This is a genomic window from Caldicoprobacter faecalis, assembly GCF_900115765.1.
In the GTDB taxonomy this organism is placed as follows: domain Bacteria; phylum Bacillota; class Clostridia; order Caldicoprobacterales; family Caldicoprobacteraceae; genus Caldicoprobacter; species Caldicoprobacter oshimai.
In genome coordinates this window covers 1-12010 of record NZ_FOXR01000045.1, presented here as the reverse complement: position 1 = coordinate 12010, position 12010 = coordinate 1, and the positions used below count along the sequence as shown (strand labels likewise).

Genomic DNA, 12010 nt, shown 5'->3' with positions numbered 1-12010 from the left:
GCTCTTTAAGCCTGGTAGTAGGGCTATTGGCTTGCCCCACAGGTGTGAGGTACACACCACACCTGTGTTGCCCTATTGAGTGGAATATCCACCCAGTAGGGAAGACGGCCTGAAATTCGGAGCTGTCAAGAATCCTCGCCCCTTCCAGGGCGGGGAGAAGTCAAGGTGTGGGAACACATGAAGTTTATCGCCCTTGCTTACAATCTTGATGATTGGGAAAACACTGCTTTAAAGCACCTGGAAGCGTACGACCTTAATGATAGAGATTTGATATTTGTTGGTGCCTTCATGTATGCCTACGGGGTCTGGCTGGGAACGAGTACAATTTCGGCTGTGGTTTCGGAGCTTAAAAGGATGTACATATATATAATACCGGGTGATGGAATTAAAAAATTGGTAGCGGTTAGTACGGTGACTGTATTAAAAAAACATTTATAGGAGCTGTTGCAATGATTGTACCTCTTTCAATTTTTATAAAACCGGGCATGTTAAACATCATTGCTTCAATTCTATTTATAATGGGCGTTGCAACTCTGCAGAATTATTCTTCTTTATTGTTGCAACTTGTTTTGCCTTCTAAAACAGACCTTATGTCAATTATGCCAGTGGTGAAGTGGCTAGGGTTTATTGTGATACTTCTACCAGCAGGAGCGGTGGCGGTACCTCTAGGAATGGCAACAGATAGCATGGGGATAGGGGTTTTGGCGGCAGCAGTTATGATGTTTCTGGAATCAGCTGCATTTTTAGCCTTTGCTAATTTAGCATTTGATCGGCTAGAATTGAGAGATAACTAGACGTATTTATGGTGAGTGAAAGGAGGTTAGAATATGGCGTTGAGACCTGATAAATTTCTGGAACGGTTGTACAGCTCTATCAGGCCCGAATACAGCTTTAATGCTAAAACCATATCTGAGTGGGAGATATGGCGTAATAATTTAAAGAAGGTGTTTGTGGAATGCCTGGGCGGATTTCCGGAGGAAAAAGTGGACTTAAATCCTCGAATTGTGGAACAAAAAGAGCTTGATGGCTATATAAGACAGCGGGTGGCATTTACCACTATGGAAGATTTAGAGATGTTGGCGTATGTATTGATCCCCAAAAATGTAGCCGGCAGGTTGCCAGCTGTTGTAGCATGCCATGGCCATGGGTACGGAAGTAAGGATGTGGTGGGGCTCAATTTCGATGGCAGTGAAAAGATCGGCGATGCTGGATATCAAAAGAATTTTGCTGTGGAGCTGGTAAAGAGGGGATTTTTAGTCATAGCGCCCGAACTGCTTGGGTTTGGTGACAGGACGCTTGAGGAGGACGCGCGTAAAGCGCATAAGGGTGAAAGTTCTTGCTACAAGATATCGACCAATTTGTTGATGATGGGTAAGACAATGGCTGGGATACGAGTGTATGAGGTCATGCGTACCATAGACTACCTCTTAACCCGCAGCGAAGTCGATACTGACAGAGTGGGCTGCATGGGCATCTCGGGGGGAGGATTGGTGTGCGCCTTCACAAGCGCCATAGATGAGAGGATCAAGGTTGCGGTCATCAGCGGCTATGCAAATACATTTAAGGACAGCGTAATGTCCATATACCATTGCATAGACAATTTTATACCCGGAATAATCCAATATGCCGAAATGCCCGATATAATTGGTCTCATCGCTCCAAGGCCTCTGCTTATCGAGTCAGGTACTCTGGACCCTATATTTCCCATAGCAGCTGCTGAAAAGGCTTTCTCTAAATTGGAGAGAATATATGAAATTTTGGGAGCGCGGGAGAGACTGGATAAGGACTTCTTTGAAGGCCAGCATCAGATATCAGGGAGAAAAGCGTATGACTGGTTTGTCAAGTGGCTGTGAGATGTTGGAGTATTTCGGAGCTTTTACTTCGCTTATATTTTTACAGGTATTTTTTCTGTGATTTTTACTTCATACGGCGATACCGAACATCTATACGCTAAAACCTCTACCCCAGCCTCAGCGGCTTCCCTGACCTTTTGTGCAAATGCGGGGTCCATAAGGGCATTGGGGCTAAAGCCTTTTGCATATTCTATCTGAACCACAAAAAGCAAAACCGCGCGATGACCATTTTGTGTTGCACGTATTAATTCGTCGATATGTTTGCGGCCTCGTTCTGTAGGGGCGTCGGGGAAGTAACTCCAGCCGTCTAATTCTAAAGTGACCCCTTTTACTTCAACAAAGCAAATGTCCTTTCCGATAAGCTGCAGGTCAAAACGGCTGCTGTTGTAGATTATTTCTCTATTTATGGCGCTGTAGCCTTTCAGCTCGCTGATGGTTCCGGCTGATATAGCCTCAACGGCCAGGGCATTGGGAAGCTGGGAATCTATGGACACCCAGCTTCCCTTCTTTTTTACCATCCGTAATTCATATTTGGTTTTCCGGTTGGATGAAGCGTGGTAAGAAACGGCCACCTCTGCACCAGGGTACAGTAGCTCTTTGAGCCGTCCGGTATTGGGGACGTGGCAGACCGCTTCTGCTCCTGATATATTTACGTGGGCGATAAACCTGTTGGGTCTGCATATAAAAGTGCCATAATGCATATCATAGTTCAGTTTCATCTCATGCCAGCAGGTAAAAGGGTATGCTGCTGCCTCCTCTCTAAACTTTTGTTATAAGTTCTTACTCTGTTGTTTTAGGTTCGCTGTATCGTGTTTTTTTATTTTGTGTAGATATACTTTTTTATATATTTTTGTAACATAATTGGGTCTAGTAGAATAGATATAAGAATAGATATATTAGCATATACGTCACGCATGCGACGTATTATTGAAAAAGGGGGGAAGTTACCGTGAGCTATAACGGAAAATATAATTCTACGGCTTGTGGGTTTATTGGCGTCCTTACAAGCATAGCCATAGGGGTAATCATTGGCATATTATTTGCGTTGGGATTTATCCCCAATATTGTAACAGCTGTATGGATTGCATTTGGATTGGCCGTTTTGACCTTGGTCATCCTGGTAATAGCGGTGTTTTTGGCGGTGTACACCGAATCAAAGATCTTATCAAAATGCCTCAAACGCCATATTTCTTGTTTGATGGCAGGCATTTTGGGAACATTGATTTCCGCACTGGCAGCCCTTTCTATAGTGCTCAACCCAGCATTTATATCTGTAGTCATCCTTGTAGGGATCGGTGCCTTTTTCACAAGCCTCATGATCATATCATTGGTGCTTTTTGTGCTGTGTATCGTGGATAAGCTGCACCGAAATGACGGCGTTTTCTGCACCAAGGATTGAACATTCTGTTTTAAAGTAAGCACTGGTCGAAAGGCCAGTGCTTACTTTTTCTAGCTTTTCATGCAAGAGTTATGAGGAAGCGGGATCGCTATTTTTCTTTGGCTTGTTTTTTGACGGGCACAGCGCTTTAAACGAGCAGCCATTGCAACCGGCGCAGCCCGAAAGCTGCAGGACAAAGGTGTGGCATCTGGGGCACCGATGGTATTTTTCTATATCAACCAGCATCTTGCAGGTGGGACACTGTACATGCATATTCAACACCTCACAATAAGTTCTTCAATTGAGCATAAACTTTAATTGTGCGATTGCAAATTAAATGAGCCTACGAAAAGCATAAAAAGGCAAAGCGGATTTCGTTTTAAGCAGCAAACTAGACTTTTTACACTAACAAGATCATATTATGACTTGCGCTACTATTCCTGCTGTTAAAAATGAGATTGCGAAGCTCCCTAACCATATCAGAAGGGCTTCCTTCCAGTCTCTCTCTTTGAAAATCACCATGATGGCGGCTATGCAGGGAACAAACAGGGTTATGGCTATAAGCGCCACCACCACCTGAGATGAATTCAGCAGGCCTCTTGACACCATGTCGTTCAGGCCAGCGGCGCCAAAGTCCCTTCTGATTATCCCCATGATGAAGGCGACAGCCGTTTCACGTGGAAGCTTTAAAAATCCTTCTGTGATGGGCGCAAACCCGTTGGCTATCAGGTCTAAAATTCCGGTGTACTGCAGCAGAGTGATTATGACGGCGCCCAGGAGGAAGAGTGGACCGGCTTCGGTGATGAAGACCTTTGATTTGACGTATGTCTTTTTAAGGACGTTCTCGATGCGCGGCAGGCGCAGCGGAGGAAGGTCTATCATAAGGTCGGTGGACTTTCCGGGAACAACCTTATTCAAAAGGGTACCTGTGAGCGCGAAGACTATAAATATTACTGATACATAAAGAGCGGCCATCTTAATGCCCAACGGCCCCAGCAATCCGGCTATTACTCCCAGCTGAGCAGAGCAGGGAATGGCCAGGCCCAGAAGCATGGTAGCTATGAACCTTTCACGCCTGGAACCGAGTATGCGCGTCGTGATGGTGGCCATGGTAACGCAACCGAACCCCAGTATTATGGGTATGATGGCTCGTCCGTTTAATCCAAGCAAGTTTAAGCTTCGGTCGGTGAGCACCGCTACCCTGGGGAGATATCCTGAGTCTTCCATGATGGAAAGCACCAAGTAAAACCCTACTACAAGAGGTAGCAGAAGTCCGAATACATAGATGGGCGTCATGGTGAGAACGCCAAATTCACCAATGAGCAGCTGGGCCAAAAGGCTCTCTGTACCAAGTAAGGGCTCCAGCGTCTTCATTATGAATTCATAATAATATTCACCCATGATCACTTCTTCGGTCCACCCAACCACCGTCTGTGCCACGAATACTCCCACGAATTCATAGACAAGCCATAGCACGACCAGCAGAATCGGGATACCTGTCAAAGGGGATAACATCCATCTTCCTAATTTCACGGAGAAAGAAGCGCCGCGGTTGGTGTGGTGTACCACCTTTTTGACTATTTCGTCGACCCTTTCACGCCTTGCTTGATAGATTTGCTCCCTCATCCCTTTGACTCCACTTATGTTGTGGCGGGCAATGATGTTTTCGTCTTCCTCCAGCACCAGCAGGGCCTCGGAGTCCTCGTCTACCATATGGCGAACAGCGCGCAGGTTTTCCTCAACTATGGGAAGCCTGTTACCGGTCCTTGCGCGGTCAAGTGCCTCCTTTACTTCTTCAATACCTTCGCCTTTTACGGCAACAGTGGGAATTACCGGTACCCCAAGCTCCTGGGATAGCTTATCAATGTCGATCTCTATGCCGTTTTTCTTGACGTCATCCATCATATTGAGGGCTACTACCACCGGCTTGCCCATGTCTATAATCTGCTGTGTGAGAAACAGGTCACGCTCTATATGTAGAGCGTCAACCACGTTTAGAATGATGTCGGCGTACAGTATAACATCTCTAGCAACCCGCTCTTCGTCGTTAAATGAGGATACTCCGTAAACGCCCGGCGTATCCATTACCACCATGTCCTTGTATCTTCCCGAGCTTATGTCTACCGTGGTTCCAGGAAAGTTGGATACATCCACGTATGACCCTGTGAGGGCGTTGAAGAATACCGATTTTCCTACGTTGGGATTTCCAACCAGTACGATCTTCTTTGCTTCTTTGTTTATATCGATTTTTTCGGTCATATTATGGCACTGCATTGCTTCACATCCCCCTTGTCTAGCAGTTGTACCTGTATCTTCTTGGCTAGGCCCCTGCCTATAGCTATCTCCTGCATACCGTTTTGGATGATTACCGGCCCGGCGGGGAATTTATACACGCAGGTGAGCCTGGCACCTTCGTATATGCCCAGGCGTATGGCCTGTGCGCTGATGTGCTTGTCTGGAATTGATATTATTTGAAACCTTTGTCCTTTATTTACTTGATCCAGCGTCATAACAGCTCTCCCTTCTAAGTGTATGATTGGTACCTTAAGACATCATTGTTTATTTTGAAACGTTTCACCATAGAAAGCATGTGCACACTACCAATCACTTAACTGAAAGCGATAATCATTATCAATTAGAATCCATAGTAAAATACTCTGATTTTTTCAACTCCATTTTAATGTAAATGATAATCATTGTCAATATGTATTTTGGCAAAATCTTTTACTGGTAAGTGTAAAAGAGCATCAGACAAGAATTATAAGGTTTTTTCCGGCTTCATGCGTATTGACAGCGCTAAATTTTTCTTATAATAATATTAAAAACTAGAAACTGTAAAGGGGAGTAATCCATTGTCCTGGGTTGAATTTTAGCAGGGCAATGCTTCCAATCGTCATTACGGTACTGCGTTATGAGTGAATTTATGCAGTGCCCGGTTGGAAGGCAGACTTAAAGTCTGAGGATGAGACCTTTGTCTGGCCAAGGGCTGTCAGATAAAGGTTTTTAATTTTCAAATCGCTTGGTCTTTCCAAAAGATGGCGTACAAAAAGATGAAGCAGCTATATAGGTACCTATGCAGATCTTATGGCGATTATCGATCCGAGTAGTATGCAAAGATGTATTATAAGTTAAGCTGTACAAAATACTAACAGTGGCAAAAACAAAAGCAAGAGGGGTGTAAATTTTTATGGAAAAAATGGCATGGCATGTTTTATCTAAGGAAGAGGTTGAAGAGAAGCTTTCAACTTCGTTTTCGAAAGGCCTCTCCAAAGACGAGGTATACCGCCGCCTGGAACAGTATGGCCCTAATGAACTGGAGGAAAAAGGGCGAAGGACGATTTTTCAGATGTTCCTGGACCAGTTTAAGGATTTCATGATTGCAGTTTTGATAGTGGCGGCCATTATCTCGGGTTTGCTCGGCGAGATAACTGACGCGATTATCATACTGCTCATCGTTGTATTGAATGCCGTTCTAGGTGTGGTACAGGAGAACAAGGCTGAACAGTCCCTGGAGGCTTTAAAGAAAATGGCATCCCCCACAGCAAAGGTCATAAGGAATGGGATGCCCGATGTGGTCCCGGCATCACAGCTGGTTCCAGGGGATGTGGTGGTGCTTGAGGCCGGCGACTTTGTTCCCGCCGATATCCGGCTTATAGAGACGTCCAACTTGAAGATAGAGGAAGCGGCGCTCACCGGCGAATCGGTGCCGGTTGAAAAGTGCAGCCAAAAGCTGGAAAAAGAGGACGTACCCCTTGGCGACAGGGTGAACATGGCCTACTCTGGCAGCATTGTGACCTATGGCAGGGGAAAGGGCATAGTGGTAGGCACAGGCATGAATACCGAGATGGGCAAGATCGCCGAGATGATACAGACCAGTGAGGAGACCGTGACACCCCTTCAAAAGCGTTTGGAGGTTGTAGGCAAGACCCTGGGAACAGCGGCCCTGGCCATATGCGGTGTCATATTCATTGTGGGCATACTCTACGGCAAAGAGATTTTCCAGATGTTCTTGACCTCTGTCAGCCTTGCAGTGGCTGCTATACCTGAAGGGCTCCCGGCTATAGTGACAATAGTGCTGGCAGTAGGGGTACAGCGCATGGCCAGGCGCAATGCCATTATACGCAAGCTGCCAGCGGTGGAGACTCTTGGCAGCGCCACCATCATATGTTCGGATAAGACGGGAACGCTGACACAAAACCGCATGACGGTGGAGCAGGTGTATTACAATGGCCAATTTTTAAGCACTCATAAGCTTGAAAAAGAAAAAAGTCTTGATGACCACCTTAAATTGCTGGTGACAACGGGTGTTTTGTGCAACGATACGCAGATGGTGGTCGAGGGCGAAAAGAAAAAGACCATTGGGGATCCCACCGAAACGGCTTTGGTACAACTCGGTTTAAAAGTCGGGCTGGATAAAGATGTCTTAGATACGAATCTGCCCAGGGTAGATGAACTGCCGTTTGATTCAGAGAGAAAGCTTATGACAACGGTACATAAGCTGGAAAACGGGTACCGCGTATTTACCAAAGGTGCTCCTGACCGGCTCATTTTGCGGTGTAACAGGATATTGCTGGATGGAAAGGTCGTAGACATATCGGAGGACCACCTGCAGCAGATTCAAAAGGCCAACGATGACATGGCCTCCCGCGCTCTGAGGGTTTTGGGCATGGCATACAAAGACCTGGATGATTTGAATTATACAGATAAGGAAAAAGAACTGGAAAACGGCCTGATTTTCGTTGGGCTGGTGGGGATGATCGACCCGCCGCGGCCGGAGGCAAAGGAAGCCATAAAGATATGTCAGAGAGCGGGCATAAAACCTATTATGATTACGGGCGATCACAAGATAACGGCTGTGGCCATTGCACGTCAGCTGGGGATATTGGAGCGCGATGAGGAAGCCATCACCGGCGTTGAACTGGATCGGCTAAGCGACGAGGAGTTCAAGGAACGCGTCAAGGATATTTCCGTGTATGCCCGCGTCTCCCCCGAGCACAAGGTGAGAATTGTGAAGGCATGGCAGGCCTGGGGCGAGATAGTGGCCATGACGGGGGATGGGGTCAACGATGCACCCGCTCTTAAAATCGCCGATATTGGCGCTGCCATGGGCAAGGTGGGTACTGATGTGGCAAAAGAAGCTGCTGACATGGTGCTTACCGATGACAACTTTGCTACCATTGTCGCGGCGGTAGAGGAAGGAAGGATAATATTTGCTAATATTCTGAAGGCAATCCAGTATCTGCTCTCGTGCAATGTGGGAGAAATACTGGTAATATTCATTGCCACCATGTTAAATTGGGAGGAACCGCTGCTGCCCATACATATACTGTGGATTAATCTGGTGACCGATAGCTTTCCTGCTCTGGCTCTGGGGATGGAACCAGCTGAGCGGGATATAATGGACAAAAAGCCCAGAGACCCAAATGCCAGAATTTTCAGCAGGGGTATGGTAAGGCGCATTGTTTATCAGGGCTTTTTGACGGGCGTTTTGACCTTAACGGCTTTTACAATAGGCCTCAGAGATGGCCTAGATATTGGGCGAACAATGGCTTTTGCAGCCCTTACCTTCGGAGAGCTGGTGCACGTGCTGAATGTGCGCTCTAACAAGTATTCCATTTTTAAGATTGGATTTTTGACAAATCGTTATGTGGTAGGAGCCATGGCTATTTCAGGGTTGCTTCAGATTTTAGTAATGGCAGTGCCTTTCCTCTCGGATGTTTTTAATGTGACTGCTCTTAACTTAAAACACTGGATATGGGTCGCAATTCTTGCTCTGGCACGGCTGGTTGTGGTGGAGATTGTGAAGCTGCTGGGATACAATACTACAAGAGATGAGGAGTGATGGTTGTATAGCTTTGATGAAGATTATGTGTAGGGTGTATACCTTGAGGATAAGGGTAATAATTGTATCGTTATAATACTATTTGCGATGGAGTATAAGTATTGGTTATTTGCTCCATAAGCCCAAATAAGGGTATAATACCAACAAGACGGGGTGGCAGGGATTATCCTGAGAGGAGTTTTACCTGATGGATGTCCCTGCCACACTAAGGCCTTAATTAAGCACAGGGGGTAGATGAGAGATGGGCTCATGGAGCGTACGAAAACTGGTATTGGCAGGGATTTTGGCAGCTTTGGTATTTGTGGTGACGGCATTTACCAAGATACCTTCTCCTTTTGCAAGGGCCGCTTATTATCACGCCGGTGATAGCATAATCTATTTAAGCGGGCTGGTTCTGGGACCGCATATGGCAGCGGTGGTAAGCGGCTTGGGTTCGTTTTTGTCTGACCTGTACCTTGGCTATCCGCTCTATATGTTTGCCACCTTCGTTATAAAAGGCATAATGGGTGGTATTGCCGGCTATTTTCTGTATGTGCCACAGGGCAGGGTGTCTTGGAGGAGAAAGTTGCTGGGGGTTGCCCTTGCTGGGCTGTGGATGGCAGTGGGGTATTATGTATTTGAGGTGTATATAGTCAGGATAGTGGATTGGCGGGCCAACATCCCCAACTTCTTTGCCAACATAGGCCAGGCCTTGGTGGGTGCATTGATATTTTTACCCCTATCCAAGCCTTTGGAGAGGCTCAAGGATATTTTATGATTGCAAAGATGAGATGAACTATAAGCTTCTTATAAACGTGGTGATAACCGTTTTGTTGTCTATTAATAGCATAGAAAAGACTAGTATAAGTTATATAGTAGAATTTCCGCTTAACTGGCTTACTGTATATTACAGGTCATTAACCTTATTGAACTTTTATAAATCTCTCAAGATTGATTTAGGCTTGCTATTCATAAATACATTGATTGTGTATGCTCTTGTATCCTTTGCTTTTAAAATTTTGGGAAAAGCCAAAATATGGCAGGAAAAATTAAAGTCCAGTAATTAACCAGTCAAGCAAATCTTCCACAAAGTCCAGCATTTTCTTTGATTGTTATGACCTTGTCGATAGATTGTTCGGTGACTCTAAGACGGGTTATTTCTTTTTGTCTCATATTGAATATCTTCTCTGGATTAATTCATGATTGTTTTCTACTGCACCTTTTTGATATGGGGAAGAAGGGTCACAATAGAAAATATAGGTTCTTCGATTCCCAGCTTTATCAAACTCAATAGCAGTAGGATTAGAAAACTCGCTGCCATTGTCCGTAAGTATAACTGGAAAAAGCTTTTAAAAAACTTCCAAACCCAGTTTTAAGTAAAGTTGTTCAAAAACATCAATGACAGACTGAGAAGTGTTGGCATCTCGTATAAATGCCAGCATAAACTGAGAACCGATAAAGTGTATTGTAAGGAGGACCTTCCCACCTTTTGTGCCTTCTACAGTATCTATTTCAACAACAGGTGTATCAGGATGTTCTTTTAAAAAGTTAAGAAAGTCTTCATAGGTACGACCAACTCTGCAGGATTTATCAACTTTAAAATGGTCAGCTGATTTCTTCCTTGGCCGATATACTACTTTCCTCGGAAGATCGATATTTCTAGCAGTAAAAAGCCCATAATCAACATAGTTATAGATAGTCCTTTCGCTGTGCATAATAACATCCCTGTTATTAGAACAGATATGGTGTAAAGACTGTCCCTTTTTAATGAGGGGACTTATGATGTTATCAAGCCGTAGAATCTCTTCCTCGTCAACAGATATTCCACTTCGTGATTCAGAGAGTAATAGTTTATACTTTTGATGAGCATCTTCTGCAACATAGAAGGATTTTTTAAGTGTACAGCTTTTAAGATTTTTGCAGCTATTACATACATAAGGTGGTTTTGAAAGCAAAGGACACATATATTCCTCATAGTCAGGACACACCAGGTAACATTTAGAGCAGAAACGGCAATAACGATTCCTGCAATTACCGCTGTCACAGAGATAGGAATGAGTACAGTCAAATCGATGGACACAATTATTAAATGCTCTGCCGTACGCCCCTGTCTTTTTCTGTGTAATATGTTTTCTAACTTCCTTAGATATAGTAGTACAATCCCGACCAAGGTCTGTTGCAATGGCTTTGAAGGATAGAGAATTGTTGAGATAATTCTCAATAGCCTTCCCCCCAGTGAGTGTAAGGTGTTTAAAACTTAGGCATGATAATTGCCCCTTTCTATTTGAGGCAGGCACTGCTGTAAAGGGTAATACTTAGAAGAAGTAGTATATCATCTTGCAGGATTAAAATCCACATATTGATTTGCATGATTAAGTTCCACATTTCATAGCCATGGGGGTGGAAGTTAAATTTTCAATTTACTTTTTAAATCATTTTTAACAAATTTTTTATCATTTATTTGTTTTTTGAGATGTAATTGATGATATAATCTATGAAAGGGAGAAGAAATAGGTAGTATGCCTGACCGTATCGAATAGGCGAGTGAGAAATGTAACGTAGCAAATAGATTCTGGGTGGAGGGAATGGTGTGAAAAGAGTAACGATAATGGTATTTGCCTTTTTAACGCTGTTGATGCAGTTAGGTTCGGACAACTTTAGCGTTGCACATGCCGATGACGACAATGGTATCGTCATGGAAGCCAAAATGGGCTTTGAAGGGCGCTTCAGTCTTGGAAACTGGACTCCTATTGCGGTGGATATCGAGAATAAGGGCGATGATGTACAGGGAGACCTCGAGATAGAGGTCCAAAAGAGCAGCAGTTAAGTCCATATAATTGTGTAAAAAGGGGTTGAGCCACCCCCACCCCTCTGGTTAGAATTAAAATGTAAAAACCAAAACTAACTGGAGGGATGAGAAATGGCTCAATACAATATTACCATTGATTCTGAAATTTT

General features: G+C 44.6%; 11 protein-coding genes and 1 pseudogene. 7 read left to right on the top strand and 5 right to left on the bottom strand.

Translation table 11 applies throughout. From position 1 onward, the window contains the following. Nucleotides 1-165: 165 nt before the first annotated feature. Genes BM241_RS12700 through BM241_RS11115 form a run of 3 tightly spaced genes read left to right on the top strand, consistent with a single transcriptional unit; the run spans nucleotide 166 to nucleotide 1853 of the window. Nucleotides 166-438, top strand: a complete 273-nt coding sequence (locus tag BM241_RS12700) for a hypothetical protein (RefSeq protein WP_092282805.1) — start codon at nucleotides 166-168, stop codon at nucleotides 436-438. Nucleotides 439-449: 11 nt separating this feature from the next. Next, the gene (locus BM241_RS11120; RefSeq protein ID WP_025747042.1) at nucleotides 450-794 is read left to right on the top strand and encodes a putative ABC exporter domain-containing protein; all 345 of its coding nucleotides are present in this window, start codon (nucleotides 450-452) and stop codon (nucleotides 792-794) included. A gap of 33 nt (nucleotides 795-827) precedes the next feature. Further along, nucleotides 828-1853, top strand: a complete 1026-nt coding sequence (locus BM241_RS11115) for a dienelactone hydrolase family protein (protein WP_092282804.1) — start codon at nucleotides 828-830, stop codon at nucleotides 1851-1853. Nucleotides 1854-1885: 32 nt separating this feature from the next. Here BM241_RS11115 and sfsA read toward each other — a convergent pair whose 3' ends face one another. Beyond that, nucleotides 1886-2572 (bottom strand): DNA/RNA nuclease SfsA, encoded by a 687-nt coding sequence (gene sfsA / locus BM241_RS11110; protein WP_092282803.1) that lies wholly within the window; start codon nucleotides 2570-2572, stop codon nucleotides 1886-1888. Nucleotides 2573-2802: 230 nt separating this feature from the next. Between sfsA and BM241_RS11105 the strand changes: the two genes are divergently transcribed. Further along, complete coding sequence (locus BM241_RS11105) at nucleotides 2803-3252, top strand: hypothetical protein (RefSeq protein WP_025747039.1); 450 nt, start codon at nucleotides 2803-2805, stop codon at nucleotides 3250-3252. Between the two features lie 69 nt (nucleotides 3253-3321). Here BM241_RS11105 and BM241_RS12255 read toward each other — a convergent pair whose 3' ends face one another. The 3 genes from BM241_RS12255 to BM241_RS11095 all read right to left on the bottom strand — a co-directional run bounded on the left by BM241_RS12255 (nucleotide 3322) and on the right by BM241_RS11095 (nucleotide 5741). Further along, nucleotides 3322-3504 carry a hypothetical protein gene (locus BM241_RS12255; protein WP_143094094.1) on the bottom strand — a complete coding sequence of 61 codons (183 nt, stop codon included), beginning with the start codon at nucleotides 3502-3504 and terminating at the stop codon, nucleotides 3322-3324. A gap of 141 nt (nucleotides 3505-3645) precedes the next feature. Continuing rightward, nucleotides 3646-5505: a ferrous iron transport protein B gene (gene feoB / locus BM241_RS11100; RefSeq protein ID WP_092282802.1), complete on the bottom strand. Its 1860-nt coding sequence runs from the start codon at nucleotides 5503-5505 to the stop codon at nucleotides 3646-3648. Further along, the gene (locus BM241_RS11095; protein WP_092282801.1) at nucleotides 5487-5741 is read right to left on the bottom strand and encodes a FeoA family protein; all 255 of its coding nucleotides are present in this window, start codon (nucleotides 5739-5741) and stop codon (nucleotides 5487-5489) included. Before BM241_RS11095 ends, feoB begins: the two co-directional genes overlap by 19 nt. A gap of 677 nt (nucleotides 5742-6418) precedes the next feature. On the opposite strand from BM241_RS11095, the gene BM241_RS11090 reads away from it, so the two are divergent. Both BM241_RS11090 and BM241_RS11085 read left to right on the top strand, forming a co-directional pair. Continuing rightward, on the top strand, nucleotides 6419-9073 hold the full coding sequence (locus BM241_RS11090) for a calcium-transporting P-type ATPase, PMR1-type (RefSeq protein WP_242948393.1): 2655 nt from the start codon (nucleotides 6419-6421) through the stop codon (nucleotides 9071-9073). Nucleotides 9074-9314: 241 nt separating this feature from the next. Continuing rightward, complete coding sequence (locus BM241_RS11085; RefSeq protein WP_092282800.1) at nucleotides 9315-9830, top strand: ECF transporter S component; 516 nt, start codon at nucleotides 9315-9317, stop codon at nucleotides 9828-9830. A 406-nt stretch (nucleotides 9831-10236) separates the two neighbouring features. On the opposite strand, the pseudogene BM241_RS13310 reads toward BM241_RS11085, so the two are convergent. Continuing rightward, a pseudogene (locus BM241_RS13310) lies at nucleotides 10237-11349 on the bottom strand (transposase); the annotation flags it as partial. Between the two features lie 293 nt (nucleotides 11350-11642). Here BM241_RS13310 and BM241_RS11070 point away from each other — a divergent pair. Next, the gene (locus BM241_RS11070) at nucleotides 11643-11879 is read left to right on the top strand and encodes a hypothetical protein (RefSeq protein WP_092282797.1); all 237 of its coding nucleotides are present in this window, start codon (nucleotides 11643-11645) and stop codon (nucleotides 11877-11879) included. The last annotated feature ends 131 nt before the right edge of the window (nucleotides 11880-12010 follow it).